This window comes from Stutzerimonas stutzeri (genome assembly GCF_013522825.1).
GTDB lineage: Bacteria > Pseudomonadota > Gammaproteobacteria > Pseudomonadales > Pseudomonadaceae > Stutzerimonas > Stutzerimonas stutzeri_AK.
In genome coordinates, this window is the sequence record NZ_JAAMQZ010000014.1 from 1 (window position 1) to 20,041 (window position 20,041).

18 protein-coding genes are annotated in these 20,041 nt (G+C 62.6%); 11 read left to right on the forward strand and 7 right to left on the reverse strand.

What is annotated here, in order from left to right:
• Positions 1-354 (forward strand): transposase (locus tag G7020_RS10585; RefSeq protein WP_181084168.1); only part of this gene is annotated, 354 nt, incomplete at its 5' end.
• 81 nt (positions 355-435) lie between these two features.
• On the opposite strand, the gene G7020_RS10590 is transcribed toward G7020_RS10585, so the two are convergent.
• Positions 436-1,332: a substrate-binding periplasmic protein gene (locus G7020_RS10590; RefSeq protein WP_181084170.1), complete on the reverse strand. Its 897-nt coding sequence runs from the start codon at positions 1,330-1,332 to the stop codon at positions 436-438.
• 5 nt (positions 1,333-1,337) lie between these two features.
• Positions 1,338-1,775, reverse strand: coding sequence for a cytochrome c-550 PedF (gene pedF, locus G7020_RS10595; protein ID WP_181084172.1), 438 nt, complete (start codon positions 1,773-1,775; stop codon positions 1,338-1,340).
• A gap of 334 nt (positions 1,776-2,109) precedes the next feature.
• Here pedF and exaA point away from each other — a divergent pair, with 334 nt between their 5' ends.
• On the forward strand, positions 2,110-3,981 hold the full coding sequence (exaA, locus tag G7020_RS10600; protein ID WP_181084174.1) for a quinoprotein ethanol dehydrogenase: 1,872 nt from the start codon (positions 2,110-2,112) through the stop codon (positions 3,979-3,981).
• 190 nt (positions 3,982-4,171) lie between these two features.
• Positions 4,172-4,822 carry a pentapeptide repeat-containing protein gene (locus G7020_RS10605; RefSeq protein ID WP_181084177.1) on the forward strand — a complete coding sequence of 217 codons (651 nt, stop codon included), beginning with the start codon at positions 4,172-4,174 and terminating at the stop codon, positions 4,820-4,822.
• 191 nt (positions 4,823-5,013) lie between these two features.
• On the opposite strand, the gene G7020_RS10610 is transcribed toward G7020_RS10605, so the two are convergent.
• The 3 genes from G7020_RS10610 to G7020_RS10620 are packed head-to-tail and all read right to left on the reverse strand — an operon-like array spanning position 5,014 to position 7,386.
• Positions 5,014-5,667: a response regulator gene (locus tag G7020_RS10610; RefSeq protein WP_181084178.1), complete on the reverse strand. Its 654-nt coding sequence runs from the start codon at positions 5,665-5,667 to the stop codon at positions 5,014-5,016.
• Complete coding sequence (locus G7020_RS10615; RefSeq protein WP_181084180.1) at positions 5,648-6,925, reverse strand: sensor histidine kinase; 1,278 nt, start codon at positions 6,923-6,925, stop codon at positions 5,648-5,650. Before G7020_RS10615 ends, G7020_RS10610 begins: the two co-directional genes overlap by 20 nt.
• Positions 6,926-6,948: 23 nt before the next feature.
• A complete protein-coding gene (locus G7020_RS10620; RefSeq protein ID WP_181084182.1) occupies positions 6,949-7,386 on the reverse strand; it encodes a copper-binding protein in 438 nt (145 codons plus the stop codon).
• A 155-nt stretch (positions 7,387-7,541) separates the two neighbouring features.
• Here G7020_RS10620 and G7020_RS10625 point away from each other — a divergent pair, with 155 nt between their 5' ends.
• The 8 genes from G7020_RS10625 to G7020_RS10660 all read left to right on the forward strand — a co-directional run bounded on the left by G7020_RS10625 (position 7,542) and on the right by G7020_RS10660 (position 15,808).
• Positions 7,542-8,729: an ABC transporter substrate-binding protein gene (locus G7020_RS10625; RefSeq protein WP_181084184.1), complete on the forward strand. Its 1,188-nt coding sequence runs from the start codon at positions 7,542-7,544 to the stop codon at positions 8,727-8,729.
• Positions 8,726-9,226: a tetratricopeptide repeat protein gene (locus G7020_RS10630; protein WP_181084186.1), complete on the forward strand. Its 501-nt coding sequence runs from the start codon at positions 8,726-8,728 to the stop codon at positions 9,224-9,226. Before G7020_RS10625 ends, G7020_RS10630 begins: the two co-directional genes overlap by 4 nt.
• A gap of 41 nt (positions 9,227-9,267) precedes the next feature.
• Positions 9,268-10,239 (forward strand): YVTN family beta-propeller repeat protein, encoded by a 972-nt coding sequence (locus tag G7020_RS10635; RefSeq protein WP_181084188.1) that lies wholly within the window; start codon positions 9,268-9,270, stop codon positions 10,237-10,239.
• On the forward strand, positions 10,236-10,952 hold the full coding sequence (locus tag G7020_RS10640) for an ABC transporter ATP-binding protein (protein ID WP_181084190.1): 717 nt from the start codon (positions 10,236-10,238) through the stop codon (positions 10,950-10,952). Before G7020_RS10635 ends, G7020_RS10640 begins: the two co-directional genes overlap by 4 nt.
• A gap of 241 nt (positions 10,953-11,193) precedes the next feature.
• A complete protein-coding gene (locus tag G7020_RS10645; protein ID WP_181084192.1) occupies positions 11,194-11,991 on the forward strand; it encodes an ABC transporter permease in 798 nt (265 codons plus the stop codon).
• Positions 11,992-12,122: 131 nt separating this feature from the next.
• Positions 12,123-12,260: a hypothetical protein gene (locus G7020_RS10650; RefSeq protein WP_181084194.1), complete on the forward strand. Its 138-nt coding sequence runs from the start codon at positions 12,123-12,125 to the stop codon at positions 12,258-12,260.
• 84 nt (positions 12,261-12,344) lie between these two features.
• Entirely contained in the window at positions 12,345-14,840 is a 2,496-nt protein-coding gene (locus G7020_RS10655) for a TonB-dependent receptor (RefSeq protein WP_181084196.1), read from the forward strand.
• Positions 14,841-15,142: 302 nt separating this feature from the next.
• Complete coding sequence (locus tag G7020_RS10660; RefSeq protein ID WP_181084198.1) at positions 15,143-15,808, forward strand: response regulator transcription factor; 666 nt, start codon at positions 15,143-15,145, stop codon at positions 15,806-15,808.
• A 320-nt stretch (positions 15,809-16,128) separates the two neighbouring features.
• On the opposite strand, the gene nahK is transcribed toward G7020_RS10660, so the two are convergent.
• Both nahK and nosP read right to left on the reverse strand, forming a co-directional pair.
• Entirely contained in the window at positions 16,129-18,768 is a 2,640-nt protein-coding gene (gene nahK, locus G7020_RS10665) for a hybrid sensor histidine kinase/response regulator NahK/ErcS' (RefSeq protein ID WP_181084200.1), read from the reverse strand.
• On the reverse strand, positions 18,698-19,825 hold the full coding sequence (nosP, locus tag G7020_RS10670) for a nitric oxide-sensing protein NosP (RefSeq protein ID WP_219852648.1): 1,128 nt from the start codon (positions 19,823-19,825) through the stop codon (positions 18,698-18,700). The genes nahK and nosP overlap by 71 nt, the downstream gene beginning before the upstream one ends.
• Between the last annotated feature and the right edge of the window lie 216 nt (positions 19,826-20,041).

Below are 20,041 nucleotides of genomic sequence, written 5' to 3' on the forward strand. Positions count from 1 at the left end.
CGGACGGCAGCACTTGTGCTGGCTGAACTGGGGGACATTCAACGCTTCGGCAGCAGCCGAGCGGTCACCGCCTTTGCAGGGCTCAATCCCAAGCTACAGGACTCGGGGATACTCAAAGGGCATGTGCGGATTTCCCGCATGGGGTCGGCCAGCTTGCGCGCAGGGCTCTACATGCCAGCCATTACGTCCATGAGCCGTAACCCTGCCATTCGGGCAATGGTCGAGCGGATGAAAGCCAGAGGCAAAGCCGGCAAACAGATCGTCTGCGCGGCGATGCGTAAATTGCTCTGTATCGCCTATGGCGTGTTGAAATCCGGCGAACCGTTCAACCCCGAACTCGCTATTGCGAAGTGAGGGGCAAGACGGTATCTACGACAGCGCAGAGTCCGCCTTTGTAGGTCGGGTTAGCCGAAGGCGTAACCCGACACAAAAGCATCAATCGGTCTGGTACAGCCCCGGCAGCTCATAGCGCAAGCCGTAGCCGGCATAGATGCGTTCCAGGCTGCCGTCGCCGATCAGCCCTTCCAGCACGCCTTCGATGGCATAGGCCAGCTGGCGGTTGGATTCATGTACGGCCATGCCCAGGTCCCAGACCTGCCTGCCCATGTTCGGGTAAGCATTGTCGGCCAGCTGCAGATTGCTGTCGTTGGCCTGTTTCAGCAGCCAGTCGATCTCGCCGCGCATGCCCATGGTCGCATCCACTTCGCCATCCTGCATCGCCGCGAAGGCCGCCTGGGTGCTCGGGTAATGATGCAGCATCTTCCTGATGTTGCCGTTGAGCACCGAGGACAGGTAGAACGACGGTACGCTTTCCACTTCCACCCCGACCGGGTGGTACTGGAACACCGCGACGCTGGACACTTCCTCCAGGCGACGCTGGTCGAATGCCGACTGCCAGCGCTCACGCTGATAGGGGCCGAACATCACCACCAGTTCGTTGATCAGCTCGCCCAGCTCGTTCTGCTTGTAGGAGAATTCGCGGTCGTAGGGCACGCGCAACATGACGTCAGCCACTATGCCGGGGCGCAGGTAGTGCCCACGCCAGATGAAGTTGCGCAGGTCATCGTCCAGCGTTTCGTCCGGCGAGATCCACAACAGTTCGACCTTCAGTCCCAGGCCGCCCGCCAGTTGCTCTGCAAGCTCGACATCGACCCCGCGCGCCTCGCCATCGACCATGTAGCTGTACGGCGGAAAGTTCTGGTACAGCGCGACCTTGAGCACACCCGAGTCGATAATGTCGTCGAACTCGCGCACCTTCGCCACATGCGGCACCTGTGCCTGTACCAGGGCGCAAAACGCCAACAGACAAAGGCCCGCAAGCAACCGGCGCATGGTGATCACTGCTTGGCAGCCTCACTTTCGATATAGGTGCGGATCGCCCAGAGTGCTTCCTGGCTGAGGTAGTCAGCCATGCGCGGCATATAGACTGCACCGTCGCGTACCGCGCCATTGATCACGCGATCCTTGTACCACTCATCGCCATCGAAGTCGGCTTCCAGCTCGCGCAGATCCGGGGCGATGCCACCGGAAATCGCTTCCAGGCCATGGCAGCGGGCGCAGTTCTGGTTATAGGCCGAGGAGCCAATTTCAACAGCCCTGTCATGAAACTCGCTCGGTTCACGGTAAGGATTTTCATCCAGCCATTCCTCACCCAGCGGGGCCAACCCCTTGGTCTCGACTTTCTGTGGCGTTACGTCGCCGTGGGCCATCGCAAAACCGGCTGCACCAAGCAGGCTGACAGCAAAAAGAGCGCGCAATAGGGTTTTATTATTCATGACTACCACCGTTGAGTTCTGAAACCTGAGCAAGGCGGCTCCCTGACGGAGCGCATGGCCGCCATCTTGGCGGTGCCGCAGGGAAGGCAGAATCCTGCTTTGGTTGTCTGCATCTCCTTCCTTGGTAGTAGGGCATTGGGCCGCCCTGAGCGCCCCGCAGTAGCAAGGCGAAAACACAGGCCATTTGGGAAGTTTTCCCTGCATTGTCGGGAGCTTTTCCGTATCGGTCGGGGTTCGCGCTTCCAATAATCGACGTGCCTGGCCATTGGCTCGCAGCGGACAACGACGTTCATGCGGCAAGGCCTCGTTCGTATCGACCAAGGGAATCGCAACCATGACAACAAGATCGCACCCCGGCAGCAAACGCCCTCTTGCCCTCGCCGTACATTGCCTGGCGCTGGCCGGCGGCCTGGCGTTGGGCGGCCTCGCGCAGGCCAAGAACGTCACCTGGGAAGACATCGCCAATGACCACCTTTCCACCGAAAACGTCCTGCAATACGGGCTCGGCACCCATGCCCAGCGCTGGAGCCCACTGGCCCAGGTAAACGAAGACAACGTCTTCAAACTGACCCCGGCCTGGTCTTTCTCCTTCGGCGACGAGAAGCAGCGCGGCCAGGAATCCCAGGCCATCGTCCACGATGGCGTGATCTACGTGACGGGTTCCTATTCGCGCATATTCGCCTTGGATTCACGCACCGGCAAACGCCTGTGGAGTTACAGCCACCGCCTGCCCGACGACATCCGCCCCTGCTGCGACGTGGTCAACCGCGGCGCCGCCATCTACGGTGACAAGATCTACTTCGGCACCCTCGATGCCGCCGTGGTGGCGCTCAACAAGGACACCGGCAAGGTCGTCTGGCGCAAGAAGTTCGGCGACCATGGCGCGGGCTACACCATGACCGGCGCACCCACCCTGGTGAAGGACGGCAAGACCGGCAAGGTCCTGCTGATCCATGGCAGCTCCGGTGATGAGTTCGGCATCGTCGGCAAGCTCTTCGCCCGCGATCCGGACACCGGCGAGGAAGTCTGGATGCGCCCCTTCGTCGAAGGCCACATGGGCCGCCTGAACGGCAAGGAAAGTACGCCCACCGGCGACATCAAGGCACCCTCCTGGCCGGACGATCCCAACCACCCCACCGGCAAGAAGGAAGCCTGGAGCCAGGGCGGCGGCGCACCCTGGCAGAGCGCGAGTTTCGATGCGGAAACCAACACCATCATCGTCGGCGCCGGCAATCCGGCCCCCTGGAACGGCTGGGAACGCACCAGCGACGGCGGCGATCCGAAGGACTACGACAGCCTCTATACCTCCGGTCAGGTCGGTGTAGACCCGAGCACCGGCGAAGTGAAATGGTTCTACCAGCACACCCCCAACGATGCCTGGGACTTCTCCGGCAACAACGAGCTGGTGCTCTTCGATTACAAGAACAAGGACGGTAAGACGGTCAAAGCCACCGCCCACGCCGACCGCAACGGCTTCTTCTATGTGGTCGACCGCAAGGACGGCAAGCTGAAGAACGCCTTCCCCTTCGTCGACAACATCACCTGGGCAAGCCATATCGACCTCGAGACCGGTCGCCCGGTCGAGCGTGACGGCCAGCGCCCACCCAAGCCTGAGCCAGGCGAAACACGCGGTAAATCGGTCGAGGTCTCGCCACCGTTCCTCGGCGGCAAGAACTGGAACCCCATGGCCTACAGCCAGGACACCGGTCTGTTCTACGTGCCCGCCAACCACTGGAAAGAGGACTACTGGACCGAGGAAGTCAGCTACAAGAAAGGCAACGCCTATCTCGGCCAGGGCTTCCGCATCAAACGCATGTACGACGACCACGTCGGCATCCTGCGCGCCATGAACCCCACCACCGGCAAGGTCGCCTGGGAGCACAAGGAACCACTGCCGCTGTGGGCCGGCGTACTGGCGACCAAGGGCAACCTGGTGTTTACCGGCACCAGCGATGGCTACCTCAAGGCCTTCAACGCCAAGACCGGCGACGAGCTGTGGAAATTCCAGACCGGCAGCGGAGTCATTTCCCCGCCAATCACTTGGGAGCAGGATGGCCAGCAGTACATCGGCGTGACCGTCGGCTATGGCGGCGCGGTGCCGCTGTGGGGTGGCGACATGGCCACGCTGACCAAGCCGGTCGCCCAGGGCGGCTCGTTCTGGGTGTTCAAACTGCCTGAATGGGACAGCAAGACGGCACAGCGCTGACTTGTAGGGCCGAACTTGTTCGGCCTTTATGGCCCCGTGGCCGAATGAATTCGACCACGGGGCCATGGAGTTGACCGGGAATCGGCAGAGTTGGCGCTCTCGGTTCTCGGCCTTCAGCTTTCTGTGGGAGCGGACTTGTCCGCGATTCAGCGGCCAAAGCCGCTTCAGAACCTCCAACCGGAAACCCGACATGAAATCACCCAGCCTTCTGCTCCCCCTCGCACTGCTTGCCAGCATCACGGCACTCGCCGCGGACGACCAGCCGCTTACCATCAACGGCTGTGTGCTGCAACCTGAAAGCCAATGCCCGGACGCCGATTTACGCGGTGCCGACCTCAGCAATATGGATCTGAGCAAAATCAACCTTGCCGGCGCCGATCTGTCCGGTGCGAACCTGCGTCATGCCAGGCTCGACCTGGCGAATCTGGAGAAGGCGAACCTCACCGGCGCCACCCTCAACCGCGCCAGCCTGCAACAGGCCAGCCTGCGTCTGACGAACTTCACTGATGCCCGGATGATCGCGATCCAGGGCTGGGGGCTGTTCGGCCAGGCCGCCCAGTTCCAGGGAGCCGATCTGACCGCGGCCAATCTGGAGTTCGCCCGTATGAGCGGGGCCAAGTTGCACGGAGCAAAGCTGCGAGCGGCGAATCTGGAAATGACCTGGCTGAGCAAGGCCGACCTCAAAGGCGCCGACCTCACCGATGCGAACCTGCAGGAAGCCAAGCTGAACGACGCCAACCTGGCCGAAGCCACCCTCACCGGTGCCCGCCGGCACTACGCGACCTTTCAGGGCACCAATATGGAGCAGTGCAAGGATTGCCCGCAGGGTTGGGAAAAATAAGGCCAATCGCCGACGTATCACCCGGCTTTTATATCTTCCTGGACTCCACACGTCGGGTCGATGAAGCGTGACCCGACCTACGAACGAGGACTCCGCACGTCGCGCGCCCATTTGTAGGTCGAATTAGCCGAAGGCGTAATCCGACGATCCGTCTAGGCTCCGCACCTCGGATCGGTAAAGCGCAACCCGACCTACGAAGCCGCCCGCTCACCGACACGCAACACGCCCGTATCGATGGCCAGATGCACCAGCTCAGCCTGGGAGCTGACCTGCAGTTTGCTCTTGAGCAGGGTCAGGTAGTTGGAGACCGTCTTGCCGCTGATACATAGCCGCTCGGCAATCACCCGTGCCGGGGTGCCCTTGGCCAGCATCACGAAGATCTCGAACTCACGCTGGGTCATGCTCTGCAGGCGCGGATCCTGGGCGTTGGCTGCCGTGGGGTTGCGTGCCAGCTGGGTCGCCAGGGGCTGTTCGATGTAAGCGTAGCCGGCCAGCGTGCGTCGTACCGCATCCACCAGCACTTGCGGTGAAGAGCTCTTGGTAATGTAACCCGCAGCGCCGGCATCGAGTGCCTGGCGCACCAGGGGCAACTCATCATGCATGCTGAAAAACAGCACCCGCAGTTGCGGCAGCCGCTGGATCAGCCGGCGAGTGGTTTCCAGCCCGCTGATACCGGGTAGCCCGACATCCATGATCACCAGGCTCGGTATCTCTTCCTGCACTTTCGCCAATGCCTCTTCGCCATCGCAGGCCTCGACCACCTGGGCTTCAGGCAGCAGTGCGCGCAAGAGCGCCGCGTAGCCCTGGCGGACCACGGCATGATCGTCAACGAGAAGAATCTTCATGCGTCATGGCCTCTATAAGTGGAATATTCAGACAGATCACCCAACCACTGCCCGAACGGCTGGACAAGGCCAGGGTTCCGCCCAGACAGCGTGCCCTCTCTCGCATCGAGCGCAGGCCGATACCCAGCGGTCGCACCTCGCTCGCGCCACAGCCGTTGTCACGAACCAGCAGGCGCAATCGCTCGCCGCGCAGTCGCAAGCGGATACATACACGACTGGCGTGGGCATGCCGGGCAACGTTGGTCAGGGCTTCCTGCAGCAGCCGGTACAGATGCTCCTTGGTGGCCAGTGGCAACGCCGGCATACGTGCATCGATGTGCAGGCGCAGTTCGATACCCTGTGCGTCCTGCCATTGTTCGCCAAGCTGGCGGATCGCTTCTTGCAGTTCCAGGTGATCGAGCATCACCGGATACAGTTCGCGGGTCAGCCGGCGGAAACCGTTCTGCAATTGTTCGCAATTGTCATCCAGGCGCCGCGCCGTGCTGGCGACCAGCTTTGGCTGATCCTTGACGGCCTGCAACAGACAGGCCTGAGCACGGATACCGGCCAGGTACTGGCCAAGATCGTCGTGCAGCGCCTGAGCCAGTTGAGTGCGCTCGCGCTCCTGTAAGGCGAGCAGCGAGCGCGTCAACTCATCGTTTTCCCGCCGGGCACTCTGCAGGGAGGTCACCATCCGGTTGAAATGACCGGCGAGCTGACGCGCTTCGGCCAGCGAGTGACTGCCCAGACGGGTATCGAGCCGCCCCTGGGAAACCTGCTCAAGGGCCGTGAGCAGTTCATCCAGCACCGCCAGTGCCGGTCGAAGCGCCCAGCGAATCACCAGCAGGCTGAGCAGCAGCGCGAAACCGAACAGGGTCAGCAGTTGCAGCAGCGAATCCCGGACTTCATCGATCTCGTCGCCTGGATCGACGCTCAACTGCAGAATCCTGCCATCAGGCATCGGAAGGCTCACCGGCTCGGCGAGATCGCTCGGATAAAGCTGCGCGCTCAACCAGGAATGCGCGCCCTGCGGCTCCGGCACGTGCCCAGGCGCCAGCCAGCGCACACGCACATGGCGCAGGTTGTCGGTAAGTTCCGCCTGCAACGCGGCGGGGTCCCGCTCGGCGACTTCGCTCAGGTAAACCACCATCGCCTGCGCCGCACTCAGCTCGCGGCTCACGTCATGGCTGGCCTGACGCAGCAGTACCAACAGACAAACCGTGCCGATCAGGCCGAAGAACAGCGAGACCAACCAGTAGATGCGCCAGAGTGCGGACATGGGGTTCGTCCCGGCTGAAAGAACTACTTGACGATGAATTCGCCTTCCATGCCCTTGTTCTGCAGCCCCTTGCAATAGAAGGGATAGCTGCCGGGCTTGATCGGCAGGAAGAATATCTCGGCTTCACCGGCCTCCTCGAACTCCAGTTCGAGCAGCGTTACGGCCTTGATCTCGATACCGCCCGCCTCGACCTTGCGCAGGAAGATCGACTGAGCGAATTCTGGCGCCTGAAACGCACACTCTTTCTGGCCATCGGAGCTGATCTTGAGCTGATAGGCGACGCCGGTTTCAAGCTGGTACTGCTTCTGGGAAACCGCGTAATCGCTTTCCTCGGAGCCGAACGCAAGATCCGGCAGCGACTGCGTGCGCAGCGTCAGGTCACCCGCCGCCTGGCTCTGGTCGAAGCCGATCAGGCTGCCGATAAACAGGATATTGAGCAAAAAGGGCTTGGCAACGCGCATGGGGTTGATCTCTTTTGTTGTTATCGATGTGCCTATCCTAGGGGTAGTACCCCGCCCCCCCTTTACTACCTTGGTACACAGCGACTGGTACTTTCTGCATATTCCCCCGCTCCGACAGGGTTCCTATGCTGGCCGCAACGCCACAGGAGCCCCCCATGCGCCATTTCCTGCAACACGCCAGCTGGCTGATCGTCCTCGCATGCTGCGCCACAGTGGCCCATGCCGTGCCGGCCAAGGAATTGTCCGTGCGTATCGGTTATCTGGGTTACCGCCCCGATCCCGGTCCGCTGCTTTCCAATGTAATTCCCGAGCCGACCGATGCCGGGCAGCGCGGGGCCGAGCTGGCTATTGCCGACAGCAACACCACGGGGCGCTTTCTCAAGCACAGCTACCAGCTGCAGGCCTTGAACAGCGATACCCCCGAGCAGCTGCTGGAAGAAGCGCGCAGGTTGCACGACGACGGCCTGCGCCTGTTCGTGATCAATGCGCCAGCCGCGCCGCTGCGCCAGCTCGCCGAGGCCCTGCCCGACAGCCTGCTGATCAACGCCGGCAGCGCCGCCGACGAACTGCGCAGCAGCAGCTGCCTGGCCAACGTGCTGCACACCCTGCCCAGCCGCAGCATGCTCGCCGACGCGCTGGGCCAGTTCCTCTCCGTGCGGCGCTGGAACCGCTGGCTGCTGATCACCGGCCCGACCGCCGAGGACCAGGCCTATGCCGAGGCGCTGCGCCGCGCCGCCAAGCGCTTCGGCCACAAGATCGTCGAAGAAAAGGCCTGGAGCTTCGACAACGACCAGCGCCGTAGCGCCCAGGCGGAAATGCCGCTGTTCACCCAGTCCCGCGAATACGATGTGGTGGTGGTGGCCGACGAGCGCGGCGACTTTGGCGAGTACGTGCCCTACCACACCTGGCTGCCGCGTCCGGTCGTCGGCACCCAGGGCCTGACGCCCACCGGCTGGCACAAGACGGTGGAAACCTACGGCGCCGCACAACTGCAAAAACGCTTCGAAGCACATGCCGATCGCTGGATGAACGACCGCGACTTCGCCGCCTGGATGGGGGTGCGCAGCCTGGCCGCCGCCGTCACCCGGCTTGGCGAAGCCGATCCCCAGGCAATCCGCACACTGTCGCTCAGCGAAGAATTGCCGCTCGATGGCTTCAAGGGCCGCAAGCTGACCTTCCGCCCCTGGAACGGCCAGCTGCGCCAGCCCATCCCGCTGGTGCATCCGCGCGGACTGGTGTCCAACTCGCCGCAGGAGGGCTTCCTGCATCCCTCCAGCGAACTCGACACCCTGGGCTTCGATGCCCCGGAAAGCAGCTGTCGGCTGAGCGAGATCGAATCATGAAGCGCAAGACAATCACAGCCCTGCTGGGCCTGGCGATGCTGCTGTCCGGCACCCCGGCCAATGCCAGCGAGGAGATGAGTTACGAGGCCTACATCGACAGCCCCAAGCGAATCAAATGCATGTACGGCTACGTCACCGCCAAGACCGGCAATTTCGAGGCGGCCAAAGCCATCTTCGAGGACTGCGTGGCGCGCTGGAACGACGTCTATTCGCTGATCTGGCTGGCGCAGATGTACGAGAACGGCAACGGCGTCGAGCCTGACCTTTCCCGATCCGCCGCACTGCTCAGGCAGGGCGCGGAACAGCCCGACAACGTCAGCTACGTGAGCCTCGCGCGTTACCACTGGGGCGTGGCCCTGGCCGAAGGGCGCGGCGTGGAAGCTGATCGCGCGGCGGCGCGCGTGTGGCTGCTGCGCGCCGCGGCGGACGGCCAGACTGAAGCCAACGATTACCTGCTGCGCCTGGACGAAACCAGCAACACCGATTCGCTCCGCTAGCCCAAAGCCGGCCACACATAACGACAAAAGAGAGCCCGACCATGACCCGAACCCTCCTTGCCGCCGCCATTTCCTGCGCCCTGGCGTGCGCCAGTGCGTCCGCCCTGGCCGCCAGCGCATACGTTTCCAACGAGAAGGACAACACCATCAGCGTGATCGATCTTGTCACCATGGAAACGGTCGAGACACTGGAGGTCGGCATGCGCCCACGCGGCCTCACCCTGTCCCATGACAACAAGCTGCTCTATATCTGCGCCAGCGATTCGGACACCGTGCAGGTGATGGACCTGGCCACGCGGCAGATCATCAAGCAACTGCCTTCCGGCGCCGATCCCGAACAGTTCGCCCTGCACCCGAACAACAAGTGGCTGTATATCTCCAACGAGGACGATGCCCTGGTCACCGTGGTAGACGTGGACGACGGACAGGTGCTGGCGCAGATCGACGTCGGCGTCGAGCCCGAAGGCATGGCCGTCAGCCCCGACGGCAAATGGGCGGTGAACACCAGCGAAACCACCAACATGCTGCACTGGATCGATACCGCCAGCAACGAACTGGTGGACAACACCCTGGTCGATCAGCGCCCACGGCACGTCGAGTTCACCCAGGACAGCAAGCTCCTCTGGGCCTCGTCGGAAATCGGCGGCACGGTCAGCGTGGTCGATGTGGCACAGCGGCAGATCATCAAGACGCTGAATTTCGCCATCAAGGGCGTCCACCCGGACCGGGTTCAGCCGGTGGGCATCAAGCTCAGCTCGGACGGCAATTACGCCTTCGTCGCCCTCGGTCCGGCCAACCATATCGCCGTGGTCGATGCGCAGACCTACGAGGTGCTCGATTACCTGCTGGTGGGTCGGCGCGTCTGGCATATGGCGTTCAATACCGACGAAAGCCAGTTGCTGACCACCAACGGCGTCAGCGGCGATGTCTCGGTGATCGACGTGAAGAGCCTCAAAGTGATCAAGTCGATCAAGGTCGGGCGTTACCCCTGGGGCGTGGTGGTGACGCCATGAGTGCCCTGCGGGTCGAGCACCTCGGCTTTGCCTATGGGGATCGGCAGGCTCTGCGGGATGTCGGCTTCACTGCCGCAGCCGGGCGTTTCACCGCCCTGCTCGGCCCCAATGGCGCCGGCAAGTCCACCCTGATCGCCCTGCTCACCCGCCTCTATGATCTGCAGCAGGGCGAAATCCGCGTGGCCGGTTACAGCCTGCGCACGCACCCGCGCGAGGCGCTGCGACGCCTCGGCGTGGTATTCCAGCAAAGCACCCTGGATCTGGACCTCAGCGTCGAACAGAACCTGCGTTACCACGCCGCCCTGCATGGCATGCCGCGCGTGCTGGCCAACGAGCGCATCGAGCAGGAACTGCAACGCCAGCAGCTCATCGAGCGACGCAAGAGCCGGGTGCGCGAACTCAATGGCGGCCATCGCCGCCGGGTCGAAATCGCGCGCGCATTGCTGCACAAGCCGAGCCTGTTGCTGCTCGACGAAGCCAGCGTCGGCCTGGACCCCGCCAGCCGCCAGGCGCTCAACCTTCACGTACGTTCGCTGTGCCAGAGCGAAGGCATGAGCGTGCTGTGGACCACGCACCTGCTCGATGAAGTGCAGAGCGACGACGAACTGCTGATCCTCAATCGCGGCAGCCTGGTGGCTCAAGGCCGCGCCGATGAGCTTTCAGCCGCCGATGGCAGCCTGGAGAAAACCTTCGCCCGCCTGACCCGCGTTTGAAAAACATAAACCGTAGCCTGGATGAGATGCGCAGGCGCAACCTGATGCTTCGAAGGCATACCCTGACTCTGCCCGTCGGGTTGATAAAGCGTAACCCGACCTACGCAGCCACAGCCATTTGTAGGTCGGATTAGCCAAAGGCGTAATCCGACAATCCGAAGGCGTAATCCCTAACGCCAACCCTTGCATGAACCCCATGACGGAAGCGCCTGCGCGATTCCGTCCTACTGGAGACCTGTCCATGAATGCCCACTGGGAATGCCTGCGCGCCATCGTGTTCCGCGAGTGGCTGCGTTTCGTCCAGCAGCGCTCACGCTTTTTCAGCGCCCTGGTGCGGCCACTGTTGTGGCTGGTGGTGTTCGCCGCCGGTTTCCGTGCCGCCCTGGGCATCGCCATCATCGAGCCCTACGACACCTACATCACCTACGAGACCTACATCGTGCCGGGGCTGGCCTGCATGATCCTGCTGTTCAACGGCATGCAGGGCTCGCTGTCGATGGTCTACGACCGCGAGATGGGCAGCATGCGCGTGCTGCTGACCAGCCCCATGCCGCGCAGCTTTCTACTGGCCAGCAAACTCCTGGCCACCGCGCTGATTTCGCTGCTGCAGGTCTATGCCTTCCTGTTGATCGCCTGGTTCTACGGCGTGCAGCCGCCCATGGCGGGGCTGCTGGCCGCCCTGCCGGCGCTGCTGCTGGTCGCGCTGCTGCTCAGTGCGCTGGGCCTGCTGCTGTCCAACGGCATTCGCCAGCTGGAGAACTTTGCCGGGGTGATGAATTTCGTCATCTTTCCCATGTTCTTCCTGTCCTCGGCGCTCTATCCGCTGTGGAAGATGCGCGAAGCCAGCGACTGGCTGTACTGGATCTGCGCCCTCAACCCCTTCACCCACGCCGTGGAACTGGTGCGCTTTGCCCTGTATCAGCGTTTCAACCCAACGGCCCTGGCGATCTGCTGTGGGCTGACCCTGCTGTTCGTCGTACTCGCCATCGTCAGCTTCAATCCGCAGCACGCCACCCTGCGCCGCGGCACCGGCCAGTGATGGCTGTACTTTGGTAGCGCCCGCTCGATGCCAATGAAGGATTTTGCCCCGCAGCTCCCAGGAATCTAATTGGAGCGCCACCGCCGCCACGGCCGGTGGCCATCATTTGCAAAACCGACCCGGAGTCGTGGATGCGCAAGTCTCGGATACACCTGGGTGGCTTCCTGAAGCTCAGCCTCGCGGTGGAGCCACGGGTGTCGCCAAACACAGGCGCTACGCCGCTCGCCTCACAACTGCTGCGCAACGACACCTGGCAGCAGGCCGGCTGAGCCCATCAGCGCCCGCTCGCCGAGCGCGTACCCCTGCGGGAACGCCTCGCATTTCCCAACACAACAACAACATTGGTAGCCAACATGCCTACAGCCACCCCGTTCCGCCTGAGCACTCTGGCGTTGCTCATGGCCCCCGCTTGCGTGACGCCCCTGGCCGCAAAAGCCGCGGAAACAGAGCCGGTGCTCACCCTCGAACAGATGAATGTGGTCAGCACCCTGCTGCTACCCTCGCTGGGTGTACCGGAAGACAGCGTGGCCGCGCCGATACAGGGCTTCAGCGACGAGGACCTGCGTAACAGTCAGGCCCTGGGGTTGGCCGACTACCTCAAGCGACAGACTCCCGGTGTCTACGTCAACGAGATCCAGAACAATCCGCTGCAACCGGACATCAACTACCGCGGTTTCACCGCCTCCCCCCTTCTGGGCACACCCCAGGGGCTGTCGCTGTACGTCGATGGCGTGCGCATGAACCAGCCATTCGGCGACGTGGTGAGCTGGGACCTGATCCCCTCCAACGCCATTTCCAGCGTCTCGCTGGCTCCCGGCAGCAACCCCGTCTTCGGCCTCAACACCCTGGGCGGCGCCCTCTCGGTGCAGACCAAAAGCGGTCACGACAATCCCGGCGGCGCGCTGCAGAGCACCATCGGTTCCCACGGTCGGATGATCCAGGAAGCCGAATACGGCGACAGTGCCGGTCGCTGGGACTGGTTCCTGGCAGGCACCTACTTCGAGGAAGACGGCTGGCGCGAGCATTCCGAATCCGACGCCCAGAACCTGTTCGGCAAGCTCGGCTGGTACGGCGATGCCACCGATCTCAAACTGACCTACAGCTTCGCCGACACCGACCTCAACGGTAACGGCATGGTGCCCAAAAGTTTCCTGCGCCGGGACTACGACAGCGTCTACACCCACCCGGACAACACCCAGAACACCTCCAACTTCCTCAACCTGCAGTGGGACCACCGCTACAACGACAATCTGATGCTGTCCGGCAACGCCTACTACCGCCACATCAAGACCGACACCTTCAACGGAGACATCAACGACGAAGCCCTGCCCGAGGGCGTCGGCAATCCGGGGCAGAACATCCTGCTCAACCCCGGCGCCTATACACCGGTCGGCAACCTGGCCGCCTGTATCGACGAATTCGAACCAGGCGGCGAGCCGGGCGAGAAATGCACCGGCATGATCAACCGCACCCACACCGTGCAAAGCAACGCCGGCGTTTTCAGCCAGCTGTCCGTGCGCAACCGGCTATTCGGCAAGGACAATACCTTCGCCATCGGCGGTGGCTTCGATTACAGCCAGGTGCGCTTCGACCAGTCAGCCGAATACGGCGCCCTCACCGCCGACCGCGGCATCATCGGCACCGGCGTGTTCTCCGAGGCGGGCAATGCCTTCAACATGGACGGCGAACTGGACGACAGCGCGGTAAAGCTAAAGGGCGATACCCGCACCTGGAGCCTGTACGGCAGCGATACCCTGACCCTCGCCGAGGGGCTGAACCTGACCCTGTCCGGTCGCTACAACCATGTCTCGGTGCGCAACCACGACCAACTGACCCACTACGAACTCAATGCCGCCGGCGACGGCCTGAGCGACGACATCGACGAAAACGCCTCGCTCAGCGGCACGCACAGTTTCAGTCGCTTCAACCCCGCCATCGGCCTGACCTTCAGCCCGAGCAGAAGCCTGACCACCTATATCGGCTACAGCGAAGGCAGCCGTACCCCCACCACCATCGAACTGGGCTGCGCCAACCCCGAGTCCCCCTGTCGCCTGCCCAACTCCATGGCCGGCGACCCGCCGCTGGAGCAGGTGGTCACCAAGACCTGGGAAGCCGGCCTGCGTGGCCTGATCGGCGACAACGCGCAGTGGAATGCCGGGGTGTTCAGCTCGCGCAACCTCGACGACATCATGTTCGTCTCCTCCAGTACCAGCGGCAGCGGTTATTTCGACAACTTCGGTGAAACCCGCCGGCGTGGCGTCGAAGCCGGTATCGCCGGCACCTGGGGCGCGTGGATGCTGGGTGCCAACTACACCTTCATCGACGCCACCTACCAGTCGAACGAAACCTTCATGGGCGAGGCCAACAGCAGCGCGGATGACGGCAACATCAGCGTGAAATCCGGCGACCGCATTCCCATGATCCCGCGCAATATCCTCAAGCTCTCGGCCCGCTACGCAGTCACCGAGCAGTTCAGCATCGGCGCCGACGCCATCAGTGTTTCGGGCTCCTACGCCCGTGGCAACGAGAACAACGACCACCAGAGCGGCGGCCTGTACCTGGGCAGCGGCAAGGTCGGCGGCTACACCGTGTTCAACCTCAACGGCGCCTACCAGATCACCCCACAGTGGCGCGTGTTCGCCCAGGTCAACAACCTCTTCGACCGCGAATACGCCACCGCCGCCATGCTCGGCGTCAACCCCTTCGATGCCGGCGGCGTGATGCGCACCGATGGCGCGGCAGCCAATGGTACGGTCAATGGTCGGCGCAGCAACTCGGTGGGCGAGACCTTCGTCGCCCCCGGCGCGCCGCGCACCGCCTGGTTGGGGGTGCGCTGGCAGTTCGACTAGAGCCGATGACATGGCCCCGGCTGCCGGGGCCTGCACGGGATAGCGGCATTGACCCGCGCACGGGCCATCGCTGGTATTCTCCCGCCGCTCGGAGTGTGGGCTGGCTGGAGTTACGGCTGCAACGCTGCGCGACCGCTACCCGCAAAGGGTCACTACTACTTTGGTGCCGGTTCAAGTGTCGATTGTAGGATTTCAAAAAGACGCTCGGTGAACTGTAATGTGTCCGACCGAAGTACTGGGGCATTACAAGCCCTCGTACACACGATCTGCACACCATAATCAAAACAATGAGGTGACCGGTCTTGTACAAGATACTGATCGCAGACGACCATCCGCTCTTCCGCGAAGCCATTCACAATGTCATCAATGACGGCTTTCCGGGCAGCGAGATATTGGAAACGGCCGATCTCGACAGCGCTCTGGCGCTAACACTGGAAAACGACGACCTGGACCTGGTGCTGCTGGACCTGAACATGCCCGGCATGCACGGCCTCAATGGCCTGATCAACCTGCGCAACGAAGCGCCGACCATTCCGGTGGTGATCGTTTCCGCCGAACAGGACAAGCAGATCGTGCTGCAGGCCATCACCTACGGCGCCTGCGGTTTTATCACCAAGTCCTCACCACGGGCACAGATGACCGAAGCCATCGAGCAGATCCTCAACGGCAATGTCTACCTGCCCTCGGACATTATCCGCAGCCAGAAGGCGACCACCCGCCATTCCCATCACAATGAATCGAGCATCCCGCCCGAGCTTCTGCAGGCGCTGACCCGCAAGCAGTTGCTGGTGCTGGAGCGCATGACCAAGGGTGAGTCGAACAAGCAGATCGCCTACAACCTCGACATCGCCGAAACCACGGTCAAGGCCCACGTCTCGGCCATCCTGCGCAAGCTCAACGTGCACAACCGGGTGCAGGCGATTCTCTCGGCGGGCGATATCGATTTCGCGGCTTATCTGCGCCGCTGAACCGTAGGGCCGAATTCATTCGGCCATGGATTCGTGGGTCGGGTCACGCTTCACCGACCCGACGGGCGGAGTTCGGGGTTATCGCCTGGTTACGCTCCGCAACGTCGGATTACGCCTTCGGCTAATCCGACCTACAAAGCCAAAAGCAAGCTCTGTAGGTCGGGTCACGCTTCATCGACCCGACGAGCGGGGTCGGGGTTATTCGCCGGGTTACGCGCCGCCTCGTCGGATTACGCCTTCGGCTAATCCGACCTACAAAGCCCAAAGCGGGCTCTGCGTTGTTGTAGGTCGGGTCACAGCTCGCACCGCGAATGGCTTTCTCACCCCACCTGACCATGCTCGAGCATATGACACATGGCGGTTTTCAGCTTCATCGGGCGGATCGGTTTGTGCATCAGCATGTGCCCCAGCTCCCGAACCTGCAGTTTGAGGTCGTTGCTGTAGTTGGCGGTGATCAGCAGCACCGGTAGTGAGCTGGCGCGGCGCTCGTTGACCGTGGTGACCACGTCCAGGCCGTTGCAGCCGTTGTCCAGATGATAGTCGGCAATGATCAGGTCGGCATCGGCGTGGAAGTTGTCCACCTGCCGCGCCAGGTCTTCCTCCGAAAGCGCGGTGGTCACCACACAGCCCCAGCCTTCGAGCAGAGTGCGCATGCCAGCGCAGATGGCTGCGTCGTTGTCGAGCACCCAGACCCGCGCACCGTTCAACCGTTCCAGCACCAGCTCGGTGGTGGTTGGCTCCGCACGAACCTTTGACGCACGCCGGGCCAGCGGCACCTCGACAGCGAATACCGAACCGCGCCCCGGCTGCGAGCGCACCATGATCCGATGGCCAAGCATGCGCGCGATCTTTTCCACGATGGCCAGGCCCAGTCCGAGCCCGCGATCCTGGTTGGGCTGCACCGCATCCCCGCGTTTGAATTCCTGAAACACCTCCTCCAGCTTGTCCTCGGCGATGCCCACACCCGTGTCCCAGACTTCGATGGACAGGCTCTGACGCCGCCGCCGACAACCCAGCAGCACGCGCCCCGTGGGGGTGTAGCGAATGGCATTGGTCAGCAGGTTGCGCAGGATCCGCGCCAGCAACTGGATATCGCTGCGCACCAGGGCCGAGCTGGGAATGTAGTCCAGCCGCAACTGTTCACTGCCGGCAATCTGCCGGAATTCAACGGCCAGGTTTTCCAGCAACTCACTGACAGCGAACGAGGCGATATCAGGCTTGATCACGCCGGCATCGAGTTTGGAAATATCCACCAATGTGCCGAGCAGGTTTTCCACGTCCTCCAGCGAGTTGCTGATATTGCGAATCAGCCCCCCGTTCGGTGCCGCTGGTTGTTCCAGCAGCGCGCTGGTGAACAGCCGCGCCGCATTGAGCGGCTGCAGCAGGTCGTGACTGACCGCCGCGAGGAACTTGGTCTTGGACAGGTTGGCCAGCTCCGCTTCGCGCTTGGCTTCGCGCAGGCGGGCTTCGGCATGTGCGCGCTCGTCGATTTCGCACAGCAGCTGCTCGTTCAGGCTGGTGAGCTCGGCGGTTCGTTCCCGCACCCGCTGTTCGAGATTCTGGTAGGCCTGATGCAGCGCCTCAGCGGTGCGGCGACGGTCGGTGATGTCCTGGATCAGCACGAAGATGCCGGCCACCTCACCACTGGCCAGGCGATTGGGTACATAGGAGCGCAGCATGTAGCGCTGCTGGCCGGCATGGTTGGGCTCGGCCATCTCGAAGCTGATGTTTTCACCGGACAGCGCACGCTCGATATAGGGTTCAAGCTGCTGCCAATGCTCCCCGCTGTGGATCTCGCGCAGGCACTGCCCGAGCATGCCGTCCCTGGGCCAGCGATACCATTCCTCATAGACCTTGTTGGTGAAGGCGTAGGTCAGGTCCGCCGAGACATAGGCGATCAGCGCCGGCACATGGTCGGTGATCAGGCGTATCCAGCGCTCGCTCTCGCGCAGCGCCTCGGCATGCCGGTAGCGCTCGGTAATGTCGGTAAAGGTGTTGACGAAGCCGCCGGTGGGCAGCGGATGGGTGCGGATTTCCAGGGTACGGCCATCGAACAGGTGCTGTTCCAGTTCGCTCAGTGGCTGGCCGCTGGCACCCCTTGTGTTGGGCGTCAGCAGTTTGAGTTCGCTCTCGGCCATGACCTCCTCGAAGGGTCGGTGCGCCTCGATCGGCGCCAGCCCGCAGAGTTCCAGAAAGCGGCGATTCCACAACTCCAAGCTGCCATCGGCGCTGATCATCGCGACTCCCTGGGACAGGTTGTCCACGGCGCGCTGCAGCAGCCGCGACTTCTGCGCCAAGGCCTGTTCGCGGCGCATGGTTTCGCTGATCTTGACCTCGGTGATGTCGGTATAAAGCATCACCAGCCCGCCCTCGCGGGTCGGGCGCTCGCTGACCTGCACCCAGCGCCCGTTATGCAGGCGGTAGACTGTGGGCTCGTTGCCCTTGCCGCGGTGCTCCTCGGCGATCAGTCCACTGCTGTCGGCCAGGCGACGCATGTCCGACAGCCGGGTGCCGCCATTGATGCGGGCGCCGGTGCGGCTCCAGAGCGATTTGAAGCGTCGATTGAAGAGGACGATGCGCTGATCGTTGTCGAACAGCACGAAGGCATCGGAAATGCTCTCGATGGCGTCAACCAGATGCTGGTGCGCGGTTTCCGCACGCAACCGGGCATCGCTGAGCAGGCGGTTGCTGGCCTTCAGCTCGGCCATCGCCTGGTTCAGCGCATCGGTGCGCTCGCGCACCTGCTCGGCCAGCTCCACCGAATGCTGAAACGCCGCATAGGAGGCATCACGCCCGGAACTGCTGGATTCGATACGTTCGATCAGTGCCGCATTGATCCGGTGCAGCTTGGCGTTCTCACGTTCGAGCTCGGTCAGTCGGTTCGACAGCTCAGCGACCGCCTCGTCCTCCGGGACGGCCAATGGCGACCCCGGTGAAGGTCTGATTGATGTGCATGCCATTGAACTGTTCTCCGTAGGTGTTGAAGCCGATCACCTTCTGGCGTCGGAGAAAGGCGGACGTCTGCTCCGTGGTGCCGTTGCCCTCGATTTCCATCCGTCGCAGAAAGCAGTCGCAACCTATGGTCAGCAAGGTTTCGCCAAGCCGCTGTTCGAGGCGTTCGAACAACATCTCAAGGTTGGGCATCAAGGGACCGGGACGCATGGCGGTCAGCACGATGCCGTTCTCCACCGCGCAATAGAAGGTCAGGCTCAGGTCTTCGTTGACCTTCTGGATGGAGCGCACGTAGTACTGTTCATTGATGCGCACGGCCAGCGGGTGGGCAGCGAACAAGGCATGGTTGAGATCGCTGACGTTCACCCCGATCAGTCGGGCGTATTCCTCGGCGGCGGGCTCGGCGTTCAGCTCATAGACCCGCCGGGCATTGCTGTCGGCCATCGTCACCACCAGCTTTTCGCTGCGCGGCAGCATGTGATGAGTGGTGAATACTTCGAAATCCAGCCAGGTATTGATCAGCACCACGATGGCCGCGCCGCTGCGGAACTTGCCCTCGTAATAGACGTAGGTGTCGTTCAGGTGGTTGTCGTCACCGGCCGACCCGCCGAAATGCGGAATGCTGCCGAACGCGGCGCTGAGTGCCGAGAGAACGATTTCCTCGCGGCTGGACAGGCCATCGAGCAGGGTCAGGGCGAAACTGTGATCCTTGATCGGTGCCAGCGAGTTGCTGCGGCAATCGCTGCCAAGGCGTTCGACCAATTGCTGGGCATCGATCAGGCTGAAGCGGTCCATCTCGACGATCAGCTCGCTGGAAATGGAAAAGCTGCGGTGATCGAAGCCAACCGCCGTCACGCAGCTACGGTTGTAGCCCTGGGCGGTGATCTCCCCCGCCGAGGTGCAGCCCACCAGGCGCACACCGCCGAAATACTGTTGCAGCGCATCGCCCAGGGCCGGCAGGTCGTACTCGGCTGAACAGAAGAACAGCACGAAACCAAGATGGGGATGAATCAGCTGGCGGGCCAGATCCTGGGCCACGGTTTCAGCATCCCTTGCCTCCGACATCGCCGTGCGTATCACCTCGGCTCTTTGTTCGATCACGCACCGCACTCCCGTACCACCTGAATCGGATAGCAGGCCATTGAAAAACTACCTGACAGCTCTCATTTTTGGTCAGGGCACGGAGCAGGCAAATGCTACTTGAGTACCGGTGACAGCCTGCCAAGGTCGTAACGCGACGAAATCGCGCATGGCGCAGACGAAAAGGCCGGCATTCCGAGG

Bases quoted from the DNA above. Each gene is read 5' to 3' on its own strand.
- G7020_RS10590 (WP_181084170.1), bottom strand. From the start codon at position 1,332: ATGCGCCGGTTGCTTGCGGGCCTTTGTCTGTTGGCGTTTTGCGCCCTG.
- G7020_RS10605 (WP_181084177.1), top strand. From the start codon at position 4,172: ATGAAATCACCCAGCCTTCTGCTCCCCCTCGCACTGCTTGCCAGCATC.
- G7020_RS10650 (WP_181084194.1), top strand. From the start codon at position 12,123: ATGCGCAAGTCTCGGATACACCTGGGTGGCTTCCTGAAGCTCAGCCTC.
- pedF (WP_181084172.1), bottom strand. From the start codon at position 1,775: ATGAATAATAAAACCCTATTGCGCGCTCTTTTTGCTGTCAGCCTGCTT.
- G7020_RS10645 (WP_181084192.1), top strand. From the start codon at position 11,194: ATGAATGCCCACTGGGAATGCCTGCGCGCCATCGTGTTCCGCGAGTGG.
- G7020_RS10630 (WP_181084186.1), top strand. From the start codon at position 8,726: ATGAAGCGCAAGACAATCACAGCCCTGCTGGGCCTGGCGATGCTGCTG.
- G7020_RS10655 (WP_181084196.1), top strand. From the start codon at position 12,345: ATGCCTACAGCCACCCCGTTCCGCCTGAGCACTCTGGCGTTGCTCATG.
- G7020_RS10610 (WP_181084178.1), bottom strand. From the start codon at position 5,667: ATGAAGATTCTTCTCGTTGACGATCATGCCGTGGTCCGCCAGGGCTAC.
- G7020_RS10640 (WP_181084190.1), top strand. From the start codon at position 10,236: ATGAGTGCCCTGCGGGTCGAGCACCTCGGCTTTGCCTATGGGGATCGG.
- nahK (WP_181084200.1), bottom strand. From the start codon at position 18,768: ATGGCATGCACATCAATCAGACCTTCACCGGGGTCGCCATTGGCCGTC.
- G7020_RS10635 (WP_181084188.1), top strand. From the start codon at position 9,268: ATGACCCGAACCCTCCTTGCCGCCGCCATTTCCTGCGCCCTGGCGTGC.
- G7020_RS10625 (WP_181084184.1), top strand. From the start codon at position 7,542: ATGCGCCATTTCCTGCAACACGCCAGCTGGCTGATCGTCCTCGCATGC.
- G7020_RS10615 (WP_181084180.1), bottom strand. From the start codon at position 6,925: ATGTCCGCACTCTGGCGCATCTACTGGTTGGTCTCGCTGTTCTTCGGC.
- exaA (WP_181084174.1), top strand. From the start codon at position 2,110: ATGACAACAAGATCGCACCCCGGCAGCAAACGCCCTCTTGCCCTCGCC.
- G7020_RS10620 (WP_181084182.1), bottom strand. From the start codon at position 7,386: ATGCGCGTTGCCAAGCCCTTTTTGCTCAATATCCTGTTTATCGGCAGC.
- nosP (WP_219852648.1), bottom strand. From the start codon at position 19,825: ATGTCGGAGGCAAGGGATGCTGAAACCGTGGCCCAGGATCTGGCCCGC.